Source organism: Methylobacterium radiodurans (assembly GCF_003173735.1).
GTDB classification, from domain to species: Bacteria; Pseudomonadota; Alphaproteobacteria; order Rhizobiales; family Beijerinckiaceae; genus Methylobacterium; species Methylobacterium radiodurans.
In genome coordinates this window covers 4548148-4567982 of record NZ_CP029551.1, presented here as the reverse complement: position 1 = coordinate 4567982, position 19835 = coordinate 4548148, and the positions used below count along the sequence as shown (strand labels likewise).

At 71.0% G+C, this 19835-nt stretch carries 20 protein-coding genes; 13 read left to right on the top strand and 7 right to left on the bottom strand.

Going from position 1 to position 19835, the window contains the following annotated elements; translation table 11 throughout:
- Positions 1-2: 2 nt before the first annotated feature.
- Entirely contained in the window at positions 3-944 is a 942-nt protein-coding gene (locus DK427_RS21435; RefSeq protein ID WP_162559871.1) for a class I SAM-dependent methyltransferase, read from the bottom strand.
- 109 nt (positions 945-1053) lie between these two features.
- On the opposite strand from DK427_RS21435, the gene ilvN reads away from it, so the two are divergent.
- The 7 genes from ilvN (at position 1054) to DK427_RS21395 (ending at position 5872) form a co-directional block, all read left to right on the top strand.
- Positions 1054-1596 (top strand): acetolactate synthase small subunit, encoded by a 543-nt coding sequence (gene ilvN / locus DK427_RS21430; protein ID WP_109953140.1) that lies wholly within the window; start codon positions 1054-1056, stop codon positions 1594-1596.
- A gap of 326 nt (positions 1597-1922) precedes the next feature.
- The gene (locus DK427_RS21420; protein ID WP_109953139.1) at positions 1923-2273 is read left to right on the top strand and encodes a type II toxin-antitoxin system PemK/MazF family toxin; all 351 of its coding nucleotides are present in this window, start codon (positions 1923-1925) and stop codon (positions 2271-2273) included.
- A gap of 53 nt (positions 2274-2326) precedes the next feature.
- On the top strand, positions 2327-2965 hold the full coding sequence (locus DK427_RS21415) for a glutathione S-transferase family protein (protein ID WP_109953138.1): 639 nt from the start codon (positions 2327-2329) through the stop codon (positions 2963-2965).
- An 83-nt stretch (positions 2966-3048) separates the two neighbouring features.
- The gene (locus DK427_RS21410) at positions 3049-3702 is read left to right on the top strand and encodes a TetR/AcrR family transcriptional regulator C-terminal domain-containing protein (RefSeq protein ID WP_109953137.1); all 654 of its coding nucleotides are present in this window, start codon (positions 3049-3051) and stop codon (positions 3700-3702) included.
- A gap of 36 nt (positions 3703-3738) precedes the next feature.
- Positions 3739-4758 carry a ketol-acid reductoisomerase gene (gene ilvC, locus DK427_RS21405; protein WP_109953136.1) on the top strand — a complete coding sequence of 340 codons (1020 nt, stop codon included), beginning with the start codon at positions 3739-3741 and terminating at the stop codon, positions 4756-4758.
- Between the two features lie 153 nt (positions 4759-4911).
- Positions 4912-5565 (top strand): pyridoxamine 5'-phosphate oxidase family protein, encoded by a 654-nt coding sequence (locus DK427_RS21400; RefSeq protein WP_109953135.1) that lies wholly within the window; start codon positions 4912-4914, stop codon positions 5563-5565.
- A 76-nt stretch (positions 5566-5641) separates the two neighbouring features.
- Entirely contained in the window at positions 5642-5872 is a 231-nt protein-coding gene (locus DK427_RS21395) for a tautomerase family protein (RefSeq protein WP_109953134.1), read from the top strand.
- A 4-nt stretch (positions 5873-5876) separates the two neighbouring features.
- Here DK427_RS21395 and DK427_RS21390 read toward each other — a convergent pair whose 3' ends face one another.
- Positions 5877-6095, bottom strand: coding sequence for a DUF2171 domain-containing protein (locus DK427_RS21390; RefSeq protein WP_109953133.1), 219 nt, complete (start codon positions 6093-6095; stop codon positions 5877-5879).
- A gap of 97 nt (positions 6096-6192) precedes the next feature.
- The gene (locus DK427_RS21385) at positions 6193-6633 is read right to left on the bottom strand and encodes a DUF1810 domain-containing protein (RefSeq protein ID WP_109953132.1); all 441 of its coding nucleotides are present in this window, start codon (positions 6631-6633) and stop codon (positions 6193-6195) included.
- A gap of 283 nt (positions 6634-6916) precedes the next feature.
- On the opposite strand from DK427_RS21385, the gene DK427_RS21380 reads away from it, so the two are divergent.
- Together DK427_RS21380 and DK427_RS21375 are read left to right on the top strand one after the other, a co-directional pair.
- Entirely contained in the window at positions 6917-9226 is a 2310-nt protein-coding gene (locus DK427_RS21380) for a TonB-dependent siderophore receptor (RefSeq protein WP_204165211.1), read from the top strand.
- 9 nt (positions 9227-9235) lie between these two features.
- The gene (locus DK427_RS21375) at positions 9236-10825 is read left to right on the top strand and encodes a PepSY-associated TM helix domain-containing protein (protein WP_109953130.1); all 1590 of its coding nucleotides are present in this window, start codon (positions 9236-9238) and stop codon (positions 10823-10825) included.
- 13 nt (positions 10826-10838) lie between these two features.
- On the opposite strand, the gene trpS is transcribed toward DK427_RS21375, so the two are convergent.
- Both trpS and DK427_RS21365 read right to left on the bottom strand, forming a co-directional pair.
- Entirely contained in the window at positions 10839-11900 is a 1062-nt protein-coding gene (trpS, locus tag DK427_RS21370; RefSeq protein WP_109953129.1) for a tryptophan--tRNA ligase, read from the bottom strand.
- A gap of 229 nt (positions 11901-12129) precedes the next feature.
- Entirely contained in the window at positions 12130-12915 is a 786-nt protein-coding gene (locus tag DK427_RS21365) for an endonuclease III domain-containing protein (protein ID WP_109953128.1), read from the bottom strand.
- 138 nt (positions 12916-13053) lie between these two features.
- Between DK427_RS21365 and DK427_RS21360 the strand changes: the two genes are divergently transcribed.
- Positions 13054-14334 carry an O-antigen ligase family protein gene (locus DK427_RS21360; protein ID WP_109953127.1) on the top strand — a complete coding sequence of 427 codons (1281 nt, stop codon included), beginning with the start codon at positions 13054-13056 and terminating at the stop codon, positions 14332-14334.
- Positions 14335-14435: 101 nt separating this feature from the next.
- Entirely contained in the window at positions 14436-15575 is a 1140-nt protein-coding gene (locus DK427_RS21355) for an acyltransferase family protein (RefSeq protein WP_245930667.1), read from the top strand.
- Between the two features lie 28 nt (positions 15576-15603).
- Here DK427_RS21355 and DK427_RS21350 read toward each other — a convergent pair whose 3' ends face one another.
- The gene (locus DK427_RS21350; RefSeq protein WP_109953126.1) at positions 15604-15855 is read right to left on the bottom strand and encodes a hypothetical protein; all 252 of its coding nucleotides are present in this window, start codon (positions 15853-15855) and stop codon (positions 15604-15606) included.
- Between the two features lie 182 nt (positions 15856-16037).
- Here DK427_RS21350 and DK427_RS21345 point away from each other — a divergent pair, with 182 nt between their 5' ends.
- Positions 16038-16724 (top strand): spermidine synthase, encoded by a 687-nt coding sequence (locus tag DK427_RS21345; RefSeq protein ID WP_109953125.1) that lies wholly within the window; start codon positions 16038-16040, stop codon positions 16722-16724.
- A gap of 39 nt (positions 16725-16763) precedes the next feature.
- On the opposite strand, the gene DK427_RS21340 is transcribed toward DK427_RS21345, so the two are convergent.
- Positions 16764-17336, bottom strand: coding sequence for a polysaccharide biosynthesis/export family protein (locus tag DK427_RS21340; protein WP_109953124.1), 573 nt, complete (start codon positions 17334-17336; stop codon positions 16764-16766).
- A gap of 188 nt (positions 17337-17524) precedes the next feature.
- Between DK427_RS21340 and DK427_RS21335 the strand changes: the two genes are divergently transcribed.
- A complete protein-coding gene (locus tag DK427_RS21335; RefSeq protein WP_109953123.1) occupies positions 17525-19834 on the top strand; it encodes a GumC family protein in 2310 nt (769 codons plus the stop codon).
- The last annotated feature ends 1 nt before the right edge of the window (position 19835 follow it).

Sequence of the window (19835 nt, the reverse complement as noted above, 5' to 3'; positions counted from 1 at the left end):
TCTCAGCGGTGCGCTCCGGCGTCCTGGGTGCTGCGGCCCGTCCGCAGCACCCGCCAGGCCAGGGCGACCCGCGCCCGCCAGCCCAGGGGCGGCGGGGGCGGGGGCTCTGGCAGGTCGTGGTGGCGGCGCAGATCGAGGCGCGGCGTCGCGGCGGCCCGCTCGGCCGGGCTCGCGGCGGCGCGCTTGCGCAGGCTCACGTAGAACTGCAGCTGCTCGTGCTCGGTCGGCGCGATCGCGGCGATCTCGAACGGGATCAGGTCGAGGGCGATCAATTCGCCGAAGACGGCGAGGAAGCTCACCGGCGTGTAGACCGTGCAGTGGGCGTCGAAATAGGTGCCGGTCTCGGCCACCAGCCTCGCGTCGCGCAGCGCGCTGACGAGTTGGTTGTCGAAGAGGGGCGGGGGCTCGCGGCCCGCGCCCGCCCAGATCGCCACGAGATCGACGCTCGCCGTGCGGGCGGTGTGCTCGAAGATCTGGGCCGGGCTCGTCGTGGTGGCGCCGGCCAGATGGTGGGCGACGAGGTCGCCCGTGGTCGAGGGCGCGCGCCGGAAGTCGAAGGTGAAGCGCTTGTCGGGCACGGCCAGGAACAGGACGCCGCCCTCGCGAAGGCTCGCGGCCATGTCGCCGAGCCAGCCGATCGGATCGGCGACGTGCTCCATCACGTGGCTCGCCACGATGTAGTCGACGGGCGCCCGGTGACCCAGCGCCTCCGCCAGCGTCCGGCCCTCGAGGACGAGGTCGACCTCCATGAGCGGGGCGGCGTCGGGCCCGGTGACGTCGGGATGGGTCGCGTACTTGGTGCGCAGATCCGCGGTCGTGCGGTGGTCGGCGTAGAGGATCTCGCCGTCGTCGCGGCGGATCAGCGGCCGGTTCAGCGGGCCGATCTCGACGCCGATCCGGCCGCGGGGCTGCACGGCGTCGAGGGCGCGCTGGCGGGAGGTCATGGGCGGCGCCGTATCACAGGCGCGCCTTGGGGGTCCAGAAACCGAGGGTTCAGAAAACGGTTCACCGCGGGGCGGTGCGGCCGATAAGAGAGGCGGGAGAGACGAGGCCATGAACGCGATGAACACCCACTACCCCGATCCGGTGAAGGTCGAGCCGGTCAACCGCCACACGCTCGCGGTGATCGTCGACAACGAGCCGGGCGTGCTGGCCCGCATCTCCGGCATGTTCTCAGGCCGCGGCTACAACATCGAGAGCCTGACGGTGTCCGAGACGGAGGCCGAGCGCCACATCTCGCGCATCACCATCGTGACCTCGGGCACCGACGCGGTCATCCAGCAGATCAAGGCGCAGCTCGACCGGCTGGTGCCGGTGCACCGGGTCGTCGACCTGACGCTCCAGGGCAACGCCATCGAGCGCGAGATCTGCCTGGTGAAGGTCGCGGGCCAGGGCGAGCACCGCAGCGAGGCGCTGCGGCTGGCCGCCGCCTTCGGCGCCAAGACGCTCGACGCCACGCTGAACTCCTTCGTGTTCGAACTCACCGGCACCACCGAGGAGATCGACCGCTTCGTGCGCCTGATGACGGTGATCGGCCTGGTGGAGACCTGCCGCACCGGCATCTCGGCGATGGGCCGCGGCGCCGAGCCGTTGTAGGATCGGACACGTATCTCCGGCGGCGCGGCCCGCGCGCCGGCTCCCGCAGGCCTGCGCGATGGAATCCAAAGTCCTTCGCTGGGGCGACGACCTCATCGTCCGGCTCGACCCAGCGGAAGCCGAGGAATTCGGCATTCGCGAGGGCGAAACGGTGGAGATCGTCTCCAAACCGTAAGCCGAGCCGCAGCAATGGACCGGCCGCCGCTACGTCGACGGCCTGCCGGTCTACACGATGGCGGAGATGATCGCCGAGATGCGTCGGCTCGGTCCCGAGGCCGAACCACCGACCGTCGATTGGGGTCGCGATCGCGGCTCCGAGATCATCGATGACCCCAACGACCCGTACTGATTGGCGACCGGGTCCGGGCGAACGCCTCTTCGTTGATCTCAGTCCGGTCCGCGACACAGAGCAGGACGGCATCCGTCCGGCCCTCGTCGTCTCGGACCCGGATATGAACGTGCTGACGCGGCGCGTGATCGTCTGCCCGATCACGCGCAATCCGCATCCCTGGCCGACCAAGATGTTCCTGCCGCCCGGCCTGGCTGTCGAAGGCGCCGTGCTGGTCGATCAGGTTCGATCCATCGACCGGGCCACGCGGATCCTGAGACATCTCGGCACGGTGCCCGATGCGGTTGTCGCGGAGGTGCGCGGCAAGCTGCGGACCTTCTCGGGATGAGCCTGGGCCGCTAAGGCGAACGCGACGCCACACGAAGGTGAGCATCCCGCCCCATGACCACACCCACCCTCTACTACGCCCCCGGCGCCTGCTCGCTCGCCTCCCACATTGCCCTGGAGGAGGCCGGCCACCCGTTCGAGACGGAGCGGCTCAACCTGCAGGCCGGCGACCAGCGCTCCGCCCGCTACCTCGCGGTGAACGAGCGCGGCCGGGTGCCCGCCCTCGTGACCGGCGACTGGGTGCTTACCGAGAACACCGCGATCCTGCGCCACGTCGCGCGCCTCCATCCCGCCCTCTGGCCCGCGGACCCGCGCGAGCAGGCGGTCGCCGACGAGTGGCTGGCCTGGCTCTCCACCAACCACCACACGACCTACGCGCATATCCGCCGGCCCGAGCGCTACACCGCCGACGAGGCGGCATTTCCGGGCATCCAGGCCAAGGCCCTCGACGCGTTCGGCGACCTCTGCACCATGACGGAGGTGCGCCTCTCGAACGGCGGCTGGGCGGTCGGCGGCCATTTCAGCGTGGTCGATCCCTACCTGCTGCTGTTCTGGACCTGGGGCCGCGGCCCGGCCTGCCGGTTCGACATGGCCGAGCGCTTCCCGGCCTGGACGGCGCATGCCCGCGCCATGGCCGAGCGCCCTGCGGTGCAGGCGGTGTTCGCCCGCGAGGGGCTCGACCTGCCGCGCTGATCCCGAACGCGCCCCCTTGCCGAAGGGGGCGAATCGGCTTAGAGCGATGCCGTACCGTACGGTACGGTACTGCCAAGCAGCCGATGCAGCCGAGCCTCACCAGACCGGACGAGACGGTCCCCGAGACCGCCGCCGAGATGCCCTCCGCCCGCCAGCAGGCGGTGCTCGATGCCGTGCTCGCGCTGATGGTGGAGGAGGGCGACCAGCTCACCATGGACGCGGTGGCGCGCCGGGCCAGTTGCTCGAAGGAGACGCTCTACAAGTGGTTCGGCGACCGCGACGGGCTGCTCACCGCGACCGTTCGCTGGCAAGCCTCGCGAGTCCATGCCGGCCGCTACGCCCTGAACGCCCTCGACGTGGCCACCCTGCGCGAGAGCCTTCAGGACTTCGCCGCGACTTGGCTGAAGGTGATCGCGAGCGATACTTCGGTCGCGCTCAACCGCTTGGCGATCGGCCATGCCGGCTCGCGCAAGAGCAACCTCGGCGCCATCGTGCTGGCGAACGGGCGTTTCGCCATCGGCGAGCGGGTCAAACCCGTGCTGGAGGCGGGCCGCGCGGCCGGGCTGCTGGCCTTCGACGACACCGAGGCGGCCTTCCGGACCTTCTTCGGTCTGGCCGGCCGCGACATCCAGATCCGCCTCCTGCTCGGCGACGCGCTCCCCCTCGACGCCGGCGAGATCCGGCGCGATGCGGGTCGCGCCGTCGAGCAGTTCCTGGCCCTGTACGGCCGGGCCTGAACCCCGGACACCGAGCTTCGAGAAAGGAAGACTGACATGCGTGTTTACTACGATCGCGACGCCGACCTGAACCTGATCAAGGGCAAGAAGGTCGTCATCGTCGGCTACGGCTCCCAGGGCCATGCCCACGCGCTCAACCTGCGCGATTCCGGCGTGAAGGACGTCGTCATCGCGCTGCGCGAGGGCTCGGCCACCGCCAAGAAGGCCGAGGCCGAGGGCTTCAAGGTCATGAACGTGGCCGACGCCGCCAAGCAGGCCGACGTGGTGATGATGCTCACCCCCGACGAGCTGCAGGGCGACATCTACAAGGAGTCGCTGGAGCCGAACATGAAGCAGGGCGCCGCGCTCCTGTTCGCGCACGGTCTCAACGTGCACTTCAACCTGATCGAGCCCCGCAAGGACCTCGACGTGCTGATGGTCGCCCCGAAGGGCCCCGGCCACACCGTGCGCGGCGAGTACCTCAAGGGCGGCGGCGTGCCGACGCTCATCGCCATCGCGCAGGACGCCTCCGGCAACGCCCACGACCTCGGCCTCTCCTACGCCTCGGCCAATGGCGGCGGCCGCGCTGGCATCATCGAGACGACCTTCAAGGAGGAGTGCGAGACTGACCTGTTCGGTGAGCAGGCCGTGCTCTGCGGCGGCCTCGTCGAGCTGATCAAGGCCGGCTTCGAGACGCTCGTCGAGGCGGGCTACGCCCCCGAGATGGCCTATTTCGAGTGCCTGCACGAGGTGAAGCTGATCGTCGACCTCATCTACGAGGGCGGCATCGCCAACATGAACTACTCGATCTCGAACACCGCCGAGTACGGCGAGTACGTGACCGGCCCGCGCATCGTGACCCCCGAGACCAAGGCCGAGATGAAGCGCGTCCTCAACGACATCCAGTCGGGCATCTTCACCCGCAACTGGATGCTGGAGAACAAGGTCGGCCAGACCTCGTTCAAGGCCACCCGCGCCAAGCTCGCCGCCCACCCGATCGAGGAGGTCGGCGCCAAGCTCCGCGGCATGATGCCGTGGATCTCCGAGAAGGCCCTCGTCGACAAGTCCAAGAATTGATTTGGAACTTCGGAGGCCGTGCTTCGCTCGGCCTCCACCGTCGTGCCCTGGGGCCGGTGTCGTGGAAGCGGCACCGGCCTTTCTCATGGGCGGGGCTTGGCCTAAACACCGCTCTCAAGGGCCCGAGGACGAGGCTCCGGAGGAGACGCTACAATGGCATCGCTCTACTCGGACGCGCACCGCGCGCTCCAGGAGGAGTTCGGCACGGTCAAGCTGGCGAACCGCCTCGACACCGACTGGGTGCACGAGACCATCCAGCCCGACGAGGCCGCCTTCATCGGCAGCCGCGACATGTTCTTCCTCTCGACCGTCGATCCGGACGGGATGCCCACCGTGTCCTACAAGGGCGGCGGCACCGGCTTCGTGAAGGTCGTGGACCAGACGACGCTCGCCTTCCCGGGCTTCGACGGCAACGGCATGTTCTACTCGATGGGCAACATCGAGGGTCAGGCCAAGGTCGGCCTGCTGTTCATCGACTTCGAGACGCCGCACCGCGTCCGCGTGCAGGGCCACGCCCGCCTGATGCGCGACGACCCGCTTCTGTCCGCGTACACGGAGGCGAAGTACGTCGTCCGGGTGGACGTGACGAAGATCTGGGTCAACTGCCCGCGCTATATCCACAAGTACCGGAAGATCGAGCAGAACAAGTACGTGCCGCGGCCGGATCGCGAGACCCCGCTCGCCGCCTGGAAGCGCCTGGACCTGGCCGGCGACGTGATCAGCGACGACGACAAGGCCCGCGTCGCCCGGGAGGGCCGGCTGGAGGTCTCCGAGTACGAGGCCCTCGTCGCCCGCGGCGAGGCCTGAACGCCTCGGCGACTTGGAGCGGGCGGGCGGCGCGCGCTATGCGGAGCGCCGCCCCCCAGCGGAGACCGGACCGGACATGCCCCACATCGTCGTCAAGCTCTATGCCGGCAAATCCGAGGCGCAGAAGGCCGAGATCGCCGAGGCGCTGACCCAGGCCCTGATGGCGAGTTCGGGCTGTTCCGAGAAGGCGGTCTCGGTCGCGATCGAGGACGTCGCGCCGGAAGCCTGGGCGGAGCAGGTCTACCGCCCCGAGATCGCCGCCCGGATGGACAGCCTCTACCGCAAGCCCGGCTACGACCCGCTCTGAACCCTCAGCCGCCGGCCGCGAGGTCCGTGGTGTTGAGCCGGACCTTGTCATCGACCGCGGCGACGAGGTCGGCGTCGAAGCTGTGGTGCTGGCCGTGGGCCGCCGGGTCCTTGCGGGTCAGCCGGATCCGCCGGCCCTCGACCGCGTCCACGGTGCCGACATGGCTGCCGTCCGGGCCCACCACCTCCATGTGGCTGCGGATGAGGGAGAGATTGATCGTCATGGCGGGTCCGTCCTGCGGCTGAGCGTTTCCGTTCGGGACAACGGACCGGGCGGGCCCGGGGTTCGCGCGGCGGCGACCCACCAGGGCCGGCCTCCTCTCACGCCGCCCCCAGCAGCTCCTGGGTGAGCGGGTCGGGCTCCCCGTCGAAGAACGCCGCGAGCGCCGCGCCGAAGGCCGGCTCGTCCGGGTCGGCGCGGCCGAACAGGGTCATGCTGGAGCGGAACTTCATGTCGTCGGGCGAGCCGAACAGGGCGCGGGCCGAGAGGCCCGGATGCCCGTTCGCGGCCCGCGTGCAGGCGAGCAGCCGCGGCCCGAGCAGCGGGTGGGCGAGATAGGCCCGCGCCTCGGCGAGCGAGGCGATGGCGTAGCGCTCGGCCATCGGGCTGCGGCCGAGCCCGGCGACCTGCGGGAAGATGAACCACATCCAGTGGCTGCGCTTGGCACCCGCCCGCAGCTCGGCCAGAGCTGTGTCGTAGACGTCACGCTGCGCCGCCACGAAGCGGCGCAGATCGTACGGCTCGTCGGCCGGATCGCTCATGGGGTTCTCCGTGATGCCTGCGCGGGCCGACAGGATCCGCCCTCGGAACGCCGCTGTCGACGGCTCCGCGCCGCGGATATCCGCCCCCGCCGGGTCGCGCGAAGACGGCCGGAGGCGGCTTTGTATCTAGAATAATTACATAACATAGCACTTGGAAAGGGGTGCATTCTTGGTATCAGGTCGATCACGTCCGCGTGACGCCAGCGTAATTGCGACGATGAGAGCATCCGATCGTCGCATCGAGGTCGAGATAATGAAGACGAACCGCCCCTCCACGACAGGGATGAACTCCGTAACGACTCTAAACGGCTCGCTGCGGATAGCGCTTCTCTCGACAACATTTGCTCTGGCGCTCCCAACGGCGGCCTGGGCTCAGGCCGCGGTCGGGACCGAGATCGAGCTGGCGGAGCTGAGCGTCACGGGGCAGGGCGTGCGCACCCTCGGCGGTGCGCTCTACGGGCCGGGCGGGGCGAGCGGCGCGGTGCCGGGCTACGTCGCCAGCCGCAGCACGGTCGGCACCAAGACCGACACGCCGATCCTCGAGACGGCGCAGTCGGTCTCCGTGATCGGCCGCAAGCAGATCGAGGACCAGAACGCGCTCACGATCAACCAGGCCCTGCGCTACACGCCGAGCGTCACGACCGAGCAGCGCGGCGGCGCCGGCTCGACCCGGCTCGAACAGTTCTACATCCGCGGCTTCACGGCGCCCCTCTTCCTCGACGGCCTGCCGCTGCCCGGCAACCGCGACGCCTTCCCGACCGTCGATCCCTTTCGGCTGGAGCGGGTCGACGTCATCAAGGGCCCGGCCTCGGTGCTCTACGGCCAATCGGGACCGGGGGGCATCGTCAACCTCGTCTCCAAGGTCCCGCAATTCGTCCGGCACGGCGAGCTCTTCGTGCAGGGCGGCGGCTTCAACGAGGTGCGGGGCGGCTTCGACGTCGGCGGTCCGCTCACGGCCGAGGCCGGCCCCCTGGCCGACCAGTTCGCCTACCGCGTCGTCGGCCTCGGCTGGAAGGGTGACGGCCCCGCGGTGACCACGCAGGTCGAGCGTTTCTTCATCAATCCGAGCGTCACCTGGCGTCCCTCCGCCGACACGCAGCTCACCGTGATCGGCAACTACGAGCGCGACCCGTTCTCCGGTTTCTACGGCGGCTTCCCGGCGGTCGGCACGGTCTTCGCGCGCAACTTCGGCAGCGGGATCACCGGCCGCCTCCCGGTCGACTTCTACGACGGCGACCGCAACTTCGAGCGCTCGGACCGGACGCAGGCCTCAATCAGCTACCTGTTCGACCACCGGGTCAACGAGAACCTGCGCTTCCACTCCGCCGGCCGCTACCTGCGCTCGGAGGGCGATTACCGCAGCGTCTACAGCGCCTTCGCGGACCAGAACGGGCCCTTCGCCAGCGGGCCGCTGATCCCGCGGGCGCGCATCGCCACCCAGGTCGGCATCGACGCCTACACGATGGACAACAACGTCGTAGCGAATTTCGACACGGGGATGTTCGGACACACCGTGCTGGTCGGCGTCGACCACCGCACCTTCGAGACCCGGTCGCTGACGAGCCAGTTCCCCTCGGCGCCTGACCTGAACGTGCTGGCGCCGAACTACGCGATGAACATCCCGGCGCCGCCCTTCGTCTCGGACGCCCGGATCAGCTCGACGCAGACGGGCGTGTACTTCCAGGATCAGGTGAAGTTCGACCGGCTGCTGCTGACGCTCGGCGGCCGCTACGACATCGCCCGCCAGTCGGGTCCGACCCGAACCATCGCGACGGGCGCAGTGGCCAACCAGGACGTCCCCTCCGACGCCTTCACCGGCAGGGCGAGCCTGCTCTACCTCTTCGACAACGGCATCGCCCCTTACGTCTCCTACAGCGAGGCGTTCGAGCCGATCACGTCGGGGCGCATCTTCGACAGGACCTTCGGCACGGCGGGGCGCATCCCCGATCCGGTCACGAGCAACCAGTACGAGGCCGGCATCAAGTACCAGCCGCCCGGCACCGATATCCTGCTCACCGCCGCGGCCTTCGACATCCGGCGCCAGAACGCCACGAACGCCGACCCGGCCAATCCCGGCTTCGTGGTCCAGACCGGCGAGGTCGGCGTCCAGGGCATCGAGTTCGAGGCGCGCGCCAACATCACCGAGAACCTCAACCTCGTCGGCGGCTTCTCGCTCATCGACATCCGCACCACCCGCGACATCGGGACGACCCGCAACGACCTCACCGGCCAGCAGGTCCCGCTGCTCGGCCGCCGGCCCTACTTGGTTCCGGATTCGACCGCCTCACTCTTCGTGGATTACCGCTTCAGCGAAGGCCCGCTCCTCGGTCTCGGGATCGGCGGCGGCGTGCGCTATCTCGGGCCGTCCTGGGGCGACCTCGCCAACACCTTCAAGGTGCCCGAGAGCGTGCTGGTGGACGCGGTGCTCTCCTACGACCTGAAACACCTCGACGCGACGCTGCAGGGCTTCCAGTTCCAGCTCAACGCCCAGAACCTGCTCGACGAGCGCTACGTCACCGGCTGCTTCGGCTACCAGGGCTGCTATTACGGCCTGCCCCGCACCGTCTTCGCCACCCTGCGCTACCGCTGGTAAGGTCCGATCATGCGCAACGGTTTCCGGCAATCGATGGCGTGGCTGCACGCCTGGTCCGGCCTCGTGGTCGGCTGGGTGCTGTTCGCGGTCTTCGTCACCGGCACGGCGAGCTACTACAAGCCGGAGATCGCGCGCTGGATGCAGCCGGAGCTCGTGGCCCGGGAGCCGCTCGCGCCGGAGGCCGTCGCGGCGGCCGTCGAGCGCGGCGTCGCCTACATGCAGGTCCACGCGGCCGAGGCGCGGGGGTGGTTCGTCACGCCGCCGCGCCCCGACCGGCCGGTGACCGAGCTGTTCTGGCGGACCCGGCCCGGCGGTCCGACCGGCCACGTCCTGCTCGACCCCGCGACCGGGGAGCCGGCGCGCGTCCGCGACACCAAGGGCGGCGACTTCCTCTACCGCTTCCACTTCGAGCTGCACATGGCCCCGCTCTGGGGTCGCTGGATCGTCGGCATCTGCGCCATGATCATGCTGGTGGCGCTGGTCTCCGGCGTCGTCACACACCGGCGCATCTTCGCCGATTTCTTCACCTTCCGGCGCGGCGCGAAGTCCGCCCAGCGCGGCTGGCTCGACGCGCACAACCTCACCGGCGTGCTGGCGCTGCCCTTCCACCTGATGATCACCTACACGGGCATCGTCACCCTGGCGATCATGTACATGCCCTGGGGCGTGCGCACCGCCTACGACGGCAACGCCCAAGCGCTCTTCCACGAATCCGGCCAGATCACGAAGCCGCGCCCGCCCGCCGGGCGGCCCGGCACGCTGGCGCCGATCGGGCCCATGGTGCTCCAGGCCGTCGCCGCGGTGCCGGAGACGCTGGAGCGGATCGCGATCCAGAACCCGCGGGATGCCAACGCCACGGTGGTGGCGGTGTTCGAGGAGCCGCACGGGCTCTCGCACGAGCACCCGCAGGTCGCCTTCGACGGGACGACCGGCGCGATCCTGGAGGTCCGCCAGGGCGCCTTGAGGCCCGCGACAAAGACCTTCTCGACGATGGTCGGCCTGCACGAGGCGCATTTCGCCGGCCCGGTCCTGCGGCTGCTGTTCTTCCTGTCCGGCCTCACCGGGAGCGCGATGGTGGCGACGGGGCTGCTGCTCTGGGCGGTCGCGCGGGTGCCCAAGCCCGGCGAGAAGCCGGGTTTCGGCCTGCGCCTGGTGCGGGGGCTCAACATCGCGGCGATCGCCGGCCTGCCCGCGGGGATCGCCGCCTTCTTCCTCGCCAACCGCCTGCTACCGGTCGACCTCGCGGCCCGGGCCGAGTGGGAGGTGCGGGCGTTCTTCGCCGTCTGGGTCGCGGTCGGCCTCGCGGGCGTCCTGCGCCCGCAGGGGCGGGCGTGGTCGGAGATGCTCTCCGCCTGCGCGGCGCTCTACGCGGGCGTCGCCGTGGCCGATGGAATGCGGATCGCCGGCGCCGGGGGGGCCGATGCGGTGATCCTCGGCTTCGACGGGGCGATGCTCGGGCTTGCCGCGGTGCTGCTGTTCGCGGCCCGCAAGGCCGCAGCCCGAGGCGCGACCGCCCGGGACGCTAAGGGCCGCGAGAGCGTGCCGGGGCAGGGCGTGGTGCTGGCACGCAACGCGGGCGGCCTCAGGACGCAGCCCTGAGGCGTCCTCGGTCTCAGACCGCGGCAAGCCGCGTGCGGCGCACGAAGCCGACGATGTCCTTGACGGCGTCGAGGGTCGGAGCCGCGATGGCCTCGGCCCGCGCGGCGCCGTCGGCCAGCACCGCGTCGATATGGCCGGGATCGGCGGTCAGGCGCTTCATCTCGGCGTTGATCGGCGCGAGCTTCTCCACCGCGAGATCGACCAGCGCGCCCTTGAAGGCCGAGAACTGCGCGCCGCCATACTGCGCCAGCACCGCCTCGCGGGTCGTCTCGGCGAGCGCCGCGTAGATGCCCACGAGGTTGTCGGCCTCGGGCCGGCCTTTCAGACCTTCCGCCTCCGAGGGGAGGGGGTCCGGGTCGGTCTTGGCCTTGCGCACCTTCTGGGCGATCAGGTCCTGGTCGTCCGTGAGGTTGATGCGCGAATTGTCGGAGGCGTCGGACTTCGACATCTTCTTCGCGCCGTCGCGCAGCGACATCACCCGCGCGGCCGGGCCGCCGATCAGCGGCTCGGTCACGGGGAAGAACCCGTCCTCGCCGTGGCCGTGGGCCGCGATCGAGCCGGCGAAATCGGTGTTGAACTTCTGGGCGATGTCGCGGGTCAGCTCGAGGTGCTGCTTCTGGTCCTCGCCCACGGGGACGTGCGTCGCCCGGTAGGCCAGGATGTCGGCGGCCATCAGCACCGGGTAGGCGTAGAGGCCGACCGAGGCGTTCTCGCGGTCCTTGCCGGCCTTGTCCTTGAACTGCGTCATGCGGTTGAGCCAGCCGATGCGGGCGACGCAGTTGAAGATCCAGGCGAGCTCGGCATGGGCCGGCACCTGGCTCTGGTTGAAGACGATGGAGCGCGTCGGGTCGATGCCGGCAGCGAGGAACGCGGCCGTGACCTCGCGGATCTGGCCGCGCAAGGCCTGCGGGTCCTGCCAGAGCGTGATCGCGTGCATGTCGACGACGCAGTAGAGGCACTGCGCGTCGCGTGTCTGCATCTCCACGAAGCGCTTGATGGCGCCGAGATAATTGCCGAGATGCAGGTTCCCGGTCGGCTGCACGCCGGAGAACACCAATTCGTTGAACGCGGCCATCGCGCGCCTACCCCGCCTCACTGAGGCCCGCCGACCTGGCGGGACCCGGCTTCTGATCAGGTGGCAGGGACGGGGTCAAGCTTGGGCGCGGGTGGTCGTGGGTCCCAAGGGTCGAAGACCTTTGGCGGGTGCAGGGCAGAGTCCTGCATTTGGCCTCTTCGACCCGGCAGAGCTGGGCCGGAGAGGCCAATCCCGGGCCTGCGCGCCCCGGACCCCGCCTGCAGTGCCTTTAGGCGCCGAAAGGGGCCTCGGGCCCCTCGGAACCCCGCGACACGACCCGCGCGCTCGGGCAGATCGCGGCGAGCACGCACCGGCCGCAGGCCGGGTTGCGGTGGTGGCAGACGCGCTGCCCGTGCAGCATCAGGATCTCGTGGTTGTCGTAGAGGTCCTGCGCGCTCCAGGCCGCGGGCAGCTGCGCCCGCAGGATCGGGTGCGCGGGGCCGACATCGACCCGCGGGCCGATCAAGCCGAGGCGCTGCGCCACACGGTGATGGTGGCTGTCGACGGGCAGGGCCGGCATCCTGAGCACCGAGAAGCTCAGCACCGCAGCGCTGGTCTTCGGGCCGATGCCCGGGATGGCCTCGAGCCAGGCGCGGGCCGCCTCCACCTCCATCCCGGCGAGGAACCCGAGATCGAGCGCGCCGGCCCGCTCCCGCACGGCGGCCAGCACCGCCTGGATGCGCGGCGCCTTCAGCTCCGGCCACGTCACGCCCGCGATCGTCGCCTCGACCTCCGGGGTCGGCGCCGCGATCAGCGCCGCCCAGTCCGGGTAGCGGGCGCGCAGCGCCTTGAAGGCGCGTCCCGAATCCGCGTTGCGCGTGCGGTGCGATAGCAGCGAGGAGACCAGCTCGCTCACCGGGTCGAGGGCGTGGAAATAGGGGATCGGGCAGCCGTAGACCGGGCAGAGCAGCCGGTGCACGGCGAGCGCCTTGGCGGCGAGGTCGGGCGCGGGCGCCGGATCGGGCTTCGCGCCGCGCGGGCGCCGGGGCGCCTCGTATCTGTGGGGAACGGCCATGCGGGCTCGAATCCGCGGAACGATCCCGCGGTTCCGGCCCCGGACGGCACGCCGCAGGCGAAGGCCCTTAAGGCTTTGCTGAGCGCGCTCGTGGATCCTGCCCACGCTTCACGCCTGCAAGCGTCCGGACCCCGCCCGATGCACGCCACGATCACCGCCGCATCGGGCAGCCCCTCCGGCCCGGCCCAGGGCGCCTCCCGGCTCGGCCGCCTGCCCGTCCGCGCGGCACTCGAGTCGCTCGCCTACGGCCTGTTCTGGCTGTTCCTGTTCTTCACCTGCTTCACCTTCCTGCGACCCTCGCCCTACGATTTCGTGGCGATCCCGACCCTGCTGCTCTGGACGCTGCTGGGTCTCCGCTTCCACCGGGCGGCACTCCCGATCTTCGCGCTGCTCCTGATCTACGGGACCTGCCTCGTCCTCGCGCTGATGCCCTATCTCGACGAGACGCTGCCGGGGGAATGGACCTTCCAGTCGGTCTACCTGATCGTCACCGGCGTCTTTTTCGTGATGTTCTTCTCGGACGAGACCCACCGGCGCGTCGCGTTCGCCCTGAACGCCTATCTGGCGAGCTGCCTGTTCGCCGCCGTCTGCGGCATCCTCAGCTACTTCGACGTGCTCGGCGACGGCGTCCTGTTCAAGATGGACGGGCGGGCCTCGGGCGTGTTCGAGGACCCGAACCTGCTGGGCTCCTTCCTGATCCTCGCGGCGCTCTACCTGATCCACAACCTGATCACCGGGCGCACCCGCCGGGTCCTCGGCTCGCTCACGGGCCTCCTCGTCATCCTAGCCTGCATCTTCCTGTCCTTCTCGCGCGGCTCCTGGGCCGCCTGCGTGCTCGGCATCGGCCTGATGAGCACGATGGCCTGGATCACCGCACCGACCCGGGCGCTGCGCCGCCGCATCGCGGGCCTCGGCGCCGTGGCGCTGGTCTGCGGGACTGCGATGATCGGCAGCCTCTTCGCGGTGGACGGGATCGCGGCCCGATTCAGCGACCGCGCCGTCGCCACGAAGGACTACGACGAGGGCGAGACCGGGCGCTTCGGCAACCAGCGCCGGGGCATGGAGATGCTGCTGGAGCGGCCCGAGGGCTTCGGGCCCTTGCGCTGGCGCCGCGTCTTCAACCTGGAGCCGCACAACTCCTATATCGGCGCCTTCTCGAACGGCGGCTGGATCGCCGGGTTCGCGTTCCTCGGCATCGTGCTCGCGACGGCCTGGGTCGGGTTCCGGCTCTGCCTGACGCCATCCCCCTACCAGCGCCTTGCCCAGATCGCTTGGCCGGCGCTGCTGATGTTCTTCCTCCAGGCCTTCCAGATCGACATCGAGAAGTGGCGCCACGTCTACATGATGCTCGGCATGGTCTGGGGCCTGCACGCTGCCCGCTGGGCGTGGCTGCGGACCCGCTCCGGGCAGCCGCGGTGAACGCTTAACGCTGCTCCGGGATGCGGGCCGAGGCGAGAGCCCCCGTTAAGCCCCGGGCCCTACGCTCCCGTGAGAGCCGCGCAGGAGCGTGTCGGGGCCCCATGAACCAGATCGTTCCCATCCAGATCCTGCGGGGCATCGCGGCGCTCACCGTGGCCTTCGGTCACGCCCAGCACGACGCCAAGGTGCAGAGCGTCAGGATCGGCGGCGATTTCGAGCGCATCTTCACCCTGCCCTGGGGGGCGGGAGTGGACCTGTTCTTCGTCATCTCCGGCTTCATCATGGTTTACAGCTCGGAGCGGCTGTTCTCCCGTCCGGACGCGGCCGGGCACTTCCTCGGCCGGCGCCTCGTGCGCATCGCGCCGCTCTACTGGCTGTTCACCGGGCTCTACCTCGCGCTGCTGATCCGCGCCGCCGCGACCGAGGGCAAGGTGCTGCCCGCGTTGCCGGACATCCTGGCCTCCTTCGCCTTCTGGCCGACCGACGCCTTCGGCGACGGCATCCCGCGCCCGATCCTGACGCTCGGCTGGACGCTCAACTACGAGATGTTCTTCTACTGCGTCTTCGCACTTTTCATCGGGTTCGCGCGCGACCGCGCCGTGCTGGGCGTCGCCACGCTGCTCGGCGCCCTGGTGCTGCTCGGCGCCTTGGTGCCGGCCGTGCCGCAGGGACCGTTCGGCGCCGCCGCCTTCTTCTGGACGCGCCCGATCCTCGTCGAATTCGCCTTCGGCATGGGCCTCGCGCTGCTGCTCCGCGCCGGGGTCCGCCTGTCGGCGCCGGTGCGCGGCGCGCTGGCCGCGACCGCGGTCGCCGCGCTTGTCTGGGACGCGATGGGCTCCGGGCATCAGGCCCTCGACTGGACCACTCCGAACGAGGGCCTGCGGGTCCTCGGCTGGGGCGTGCCGGCGGCGCTACTCGTCGCGGCCGCCGCGCTCGGGCCGCTGTGGCGGCTCGCGGGTCCCGGCCAGCTGATCACCCGGATCGGCGCACGGCTCGGTGATGCCAGCTACGCGCTCTACCTGAGCCACCCCTTCGTGATCTTCGGCTTCCGCAAGGCCTGGATGGCGGCGGGGCTGCACGACAGGCTCGGCTTCTGGCCGATGCTGGCCATCTCGCTGGTCCTGTCGTGCCTCGTGGCGCTCCTCGTCCACGCTCTCGTGGAGAAGCCGCTCACCACTTGGCTGCAGGCGCGCACGGCGCCCCACCCCTCGGCCGCGATGTCGCCGCCAAACGCGGCCTAACGGATGCCGACGGAGCGATGGCGCAGGCTCAGGCGATGAGCTTGGGGCTCGGGATCGGCGAGCGGGACAGGCTCTGGATCTCGCGGGCCGGGCGCCCGGACTTCCGGGCGATCTCCTGGTCCTGCTCGAGGATGAGCTGCTCGGCCGGCGCGTCGCCGTCGAGGCCGCCCAGGATCTCGACCGGGACACGCCGGTTCGAGGCGCGGCTGCCGTCCGCGTAGACGACGTCGAAGAGCACGAAACCGCGCTCCTGCGGCAGGGATTTGATACGCTTGGCCATGGCCGCGCTGATAGACGCTCCCGCCCGCGCTGGGCAAGCCGCGCTTGAGCAGGGGAGACCGTGTGCCGCGCGGCCTTGACGCGCGCCCGCCGGTATCGGACGTCGGCGCCGGATCCTGCCGCCTCCCGTCCCGGCAGCGCCCGCGCCGGCAGCGCCGGCGACGGGCTCACGGAAAGCCGCCCATGACCGCCTGGGTTCACCTCGATACCGGCCCCGTCCCGGGGGGCGGCCGCAGCCTCGCGCTGATGCAGCGGGACGACGAGTTCACGATCGTCGTGGACGAGATCGAGCTGATGAACAGCACGCGCGGCACCTCGGAGGAGGCGCTGGCCGCCCTGGCCTGCGCGCAGTTGCCCCCGGTGGCCGCCCCGCGCGTGCTCATCGGCGGCCTCGGCATGGGGTTCACGCTCCGGGCGGCGCTGCGGGCGCTGGGGCCGGAGGCGCGGATCGTCGTGGCCGAGCTGGTGCCCGCGGTCGCCGCCTGGGCGCGCGGGCCCCTGGCGCCGGTCTTCGCGGGCTGCCTGGACGATCCCCGCGTCAGCCTGCAGGAGACGGACGTGAACCGCCTCATCCAGTCCGAGGCGGCGGGCTGGGACGTCATCCTGCTCGACGTCGACAACGGGCCGGAGGGACTGATGCGCCGGGCGAACAACCGGCTCTACGACGGCTGGGGCCTCAAGCGCCTGCGGTGGGCCTTGAAGCCGGGCGGCGTCCTCGGCGTCTGGTCGGGGTCGCCGGACCGCAAGTTCAAGGCGCGCCTGAAGCGCCACGGCTTCGCGGTGGTGGAGACCAGGATCCCCGCGCACGGGAACAGCGGGCCGCGGCACGTCGTCTGGACCGCGACGCGCAGCGACCCGCCCCAGCCCTGACGCCCCAGCCCTGACGCCCCAGCGGCGCCGGGGCGGCGATCAGAAGAACCGCTCCTTGATCACGATCGTGTCGCCCGGCCGGACCGGGTAGCTCATGGGCACGATGCCGTTGACGAGCCCGCCCGGGCCCGCGCGGGTGAGCACGGCGTAGTCGCGCGCGGCCCGCGGGCCGAATCCCGCCGCGATCGCGACCGCGCTCTCCACCGTCATGCCATTGACGTAGGGGTACTGGCCCGATGTCGTGACCTCGCCCAGGATGTAGAAGGGCCGGTAGGCATCGACCTCGACCGTGACGTGGGGCTCGCGGACGTAGCCGGCCGCGAGCTTCGCCTCGATCGAGCGTGCGGCCTGCGCGGTGGTCTGCCCGCCGATCCCGACCACGCCGATCAGCGGCATGGAGATGCGGCCGGCGCCGTCCACCGCGTAGATGTTCGAGAGGTTGTCCTGGCCGAACACGATCACCCGCAGCTTGTCGCCCGCCGCCAGCGTGTAGCGGGCACCGATCGAGCCGGTCCCCGTGGCGTCGAGATCCGCGGTACGGAAATCAGGCCGGAGACAGCCGCCGAGGGCGAGGCTGGAAGTCAGTGCCAGGAGCAGAGCGCGCCGGTTCATCACACCATGACCGTCGGATTGACCAGATGAGCGTTGGTGTAGGCCGTCAGGGTTAATGAAGACTGACCCGGACGACACGGGATCGGGTCCAGGACGCGGCGCGAAAGCCCGTTTAACCGGTGCTCAACCTTAACGGCGCATGGTTGGGGCCGGCGGCAGGTCCGCCCGTACCGCGTCGAAGGCCCTCCATGTCCCGCTCCAGCCCGCGCGCAACACACGAAGGCCGCTCCTCAGGGGAGGGCGTGAGCGTGGCCGAGCTGCCGGGCCTGCTGCGCCGCTCCTGGGCCTGGATCCTGCTGCCGACGCTGGCCGCCGCCGTGGCGGCGGCCGCCTTCGTGCAGGTCGTGCCGCCGCGCTATACCGCGGAGGCGAAGCTCCTCCTGGAGAGCCGCGACCCCGCCTTCGCCCGCACCCCGCAGGAGCGCGCCGACCAGACGACGCCGATCGACGAGCAGGCGGTCGCGAGCCAGGCGCAGGTGATGATGTCGCGCGACCTCGCCCGCGAGGCGGTGCGCCGGCTCAAGCTCGTCGGCAACCCGGAATTCGACGCCGAGGCGGAGGCGCCCGGCCCCCTGCGTCAGGCGCTGATGCTCATGGGGCTTGCCCGCAACCCCCTCGACCGCCCGGCCGAGGAGCGCGTGCTCGACGCCTTCCTGGAGCGCCTGCTGGTCTACCCGGCGGGCAAGTCGCGCATCCTGACGGTCGAGTTCCGCTCGCGCGACCCGGACCTCGCGGCATCCGGTGCCAACACGGTGGCCGAGATCTATCTCGGCTCGCTGGAGGCGGCCAAGGTCGACACCGCCCGCTACGCCTCGACCTGGCTCGGCGGCAACATCGACACGCTCCGCCGCCGCGTCACCGAGGCCGAGGCGAAGGTCGAGGCCTTCCGGGCCAAGAACGGGCTCGTGGCCGCCGCCGCGGCGACCGGCCAGCGCCTGACCAGCCAGCAGCTCGGCGAGCTCTCGACCCAACTCTCGCAGGCCCGCACCATCCAGGCCGACCTCGCCGGCCGGGTGAAGTCGATCAAGGAGATGATCAAGGACGGGCGCGCCTTCGAGATCCCGGACGTGGCCAACAACGAGCTGATCCGCCGCACCATCGAGAGCCGGATCACCGTCCGCGCCCAGCTCGCGCTCGAGTCGCGCACGCTGCTGCCGGCCCATCCCCGCATCAAGGAGCTGACCGCCCAGGTCGGCGAACTCGACGCGCAGATCAAGGCGGCCGCCGACCGGATCGTGCGCACCCTCGAGAACGACGCGCGCATCGCCTCATCCCGCGTCGAGAGCCTGCAGGCCGCCGTCGACGGGCAGCGCGACGTGGTGGTGAAGGGCAATTCGAGCGAGGTCGAGCTGCGCGCGCTCGAGCGCGAGGCCAAGGCGCAGCGCGAGCAGCTCGAATCCTATCTCGGCCGCTACCGCGAGGCGGCCGCCCGCGACGCCGAGAGCGCGACGCCGGCCGACGCCCGCATCGTCTCGCGGGCGGTGCGGCCCGAGCAGCCCTCCTTCCCGAAGAAGCTGCCGATCCTCGCCTTCTCGACGCTGCTCGCCTTCCTGCTGTCGAGCGGGGCGGTCGTCGGCCGGCGGCTCCTGGCCGAGCCGGGCCCCGGCGCGCCGCGCGGCGGAGACGCGCCCTGGGACGGCGACGCGCCCGAGGGCGGCGACGGCCCGGGCGGGCGCGGCCGCTCCGTCCGGCGCGCCGAGCCCTACGGCTTTCCCGAGGCGATGCCGCCGAACCGCTGGGACGGCGGGGCCGCCAACGCCGACGTGCCCGAGCGCCCAGCCCGACCGGCCGCCAGCGGCGCGCCCGACGCTGCCCCCGTGGCCGAGTTCCCGGAGGCCGAGTTCCCGGAGGCGCCGGCCGAGGACCGCACGGCCGCGCCGGGTCCGGCCGCCTTCACCCTCGGCCCGCTGGTGGACCGCCTCGGACGCGGCCCGCGCCGGGCCGCGGGCCGGACGGTGCTGGTGGTCGAGACCGAGCCGCGCCGGGACGGCGATCTTCCGGACGCGCTCGCACGCCATCTCGCGGCGGACGCCGCGACGCTCGCGGTCGATCTGAACGGACCGGAGGAGGAGGCGGACGAGCCCGGCCTGACCGACCTCGTCGCCGGCGAGGCGGCGTTCCAGGACGTGATCCAGGCGGATGGCGGCCTGCAGCGGATCGCCACCGGCTCCGTCGACACGCAGGTGCTGCTGGACGAGCCCGAGGTGCTGGCCACCACGGTGGACGCGACCGCCGAGGCCTATGCCTGGATCGTCTTCCGCCTGCGCCTCGCCCCGGACGCACTGGACCTGCTGACCCTGCTCGCCCCGCAGATGGACAGCGTGATCCTCGCCTCGAACGCCTCGGCGGACGATCCCGCGCTCGGCGAGCTGTTCGGCCTCGTCGAGGATGCGGGCGCCGGCCAGGTGCTGGTGGCCCAGGATCGACCGGCCAACCGTCCGGCCCGCCGCCCTACGCGGACCGAGGAGCCGATGGAGCTGCGCCTCTCCGCGGCGTGAG

What these genes read in the sequence shown, in the direction of transcription:
- DK427_RS21435 (WP_162559871.1), bottom strand. Translation starts at nt 944, where the DNA reads ATGACCTCCCGCCAGCGCGCCCTCGACGCCGTGCAGCCCCGCGGCCGG.
- ilvN (WP_109953140.1), top strand. Translation starts at nt 1,054, where the DNA reads ATGAACGCGATGAACACCCACTACCCCGATCCGGTGAAGGTCGAGCCG.
- DK427_RS21420 (WP_109953139.1), top strand. Translation starts at nt 1,923, where the DNA reads ATGACCCCAACGACCCGTACTGATTGGCGACCGGGTCCGGGCGAACGC.
- DK427_RS21415 (WP_109953138.1), top strand. Translation starts at nt 2,327, where the DNA reads ATGACCACACCCACCCTCTACTACGCCCCCGGCGCCTGCTCGCTCGCC.
- DK427_RS21410 (WP_109953137.1), top strand. Translation starts at nt 3,049, where the DNA reads ATGCAGCCGAGCCTCACCAGACCGGACGAGACGGTCCCCGAGACCGCC.
- ilvC (WP_109953136.1), top strand. Translation starts at nt 3,739, where the DNA reads ATGCGTGTTTACTACGATCGCGACGCCGACCTGAACCTGATCAAGGGC.
- DK427_RS21400 (WP_109953135.1), top strand. Translation starts at nt 4,912, where the DNA reads ATGGCATCGCTCTACTCGGACGCGCACCGCGCGCTCCAGGAGGAGTTC.
- DK427_RS21395 (WP_109953134.1), top strand. Translation starts at nt 5,642, where the DNA reads ATGCCCCACATCGTCGTCAAGCTCTATGCCGGCAAATCCGAGGCGCAG.
- DK427_RS21390 (WP_109953133.1), bottom strand. Translation starts at nt 6,095, where the DNA reads ATGACGATCAATCTCTCCCTCATCCGCAGCCACATGGAGGTGGTGGGC.
- DK427_RS21385 (WP_109953132.1), bottom strand. Translation starts at nt 6,633, where the DNA reads ATGAGCGATCCGGCCGACGAGCCGTACGATCTGCGCCGCTTCGTGGCG.
- DK427_RS21380 (WP_204165211.1), top strand. Translation starts at nt 6,917, where the DNA reads ATGAACTCCGTAACGACTCTAAACGGCTCGCTGCGGATAGCGCTTCTC.
- DK427_RS21375 (WP_109953130.1), top strand. Translation starts at nt 9,236, where the DNA reads ATGCGCAACGGTTTCCGGCAATCGATGGCGTGGCTGCACGCCTGGTCC.
- trpS (WP_109953129.1), bottom strand. Translation starts at nt 11,900, where the DNA reads ATGGCCGCGTTCAACGAATTGGTGTTCTCCGGCGTGCAGCCGACCGGG.
- DK427_RS21365 (WP_109953128.1), bottom strand. Translation starts at nt 12,915, where the DNA reads ATGGCCGTTCCCCACAGATACGAGGCGCCCCGGCGCCCGCGCGGCGCG.
- DK427_RS21360 (WP_109953127.1), top strand. Translation starts at nt 13,054, where the DNA reads ATGCACGCCACGATCACCGCCGCATCGGGCAGCCCCTCCGGCCCGGCC.
- DK427_RS21355 (WP_245930667.1), top strand. Translation starts at nt 14,436, where the DNA reads ATGAACCAGATCGTTCCCATCCAGATCCTGCGGGGCATCGCGGCGCTC.
- DK427_RS21350 (WP_109953126.1), bottom strand. Translation starts at nt 15,855, where the DNA reads ATGGCCAAGCGTATCAAATCCCTGCCGCAGGAGCGCGGTTTCGTGCTC.
- DK427_RS21345 (WP_109953125.1), top strand. Translation starts at nt 16,038, where the DNA reads ATGACCGCCTGGGTTCACCTCGATACCGGCCCCGTCCCGGGGGGCGGC.
- DK427_RS21340 (WP_109953124.1), bottom strand. Translation starts at nt 17,336, where the DNA reads ATGAACCGGCGCGCTCTGCTCCTGGCACTGACTTCCAGCCTCGCCCTC.
- DK427_RS21335 (WP_109953123.1), top strand. Translation starts at nt 17,525, where the DNA reads ATGTCCCGCTCCAGCCCGCGCGCAACACACGAAGGCCGCTCCTCAGGG.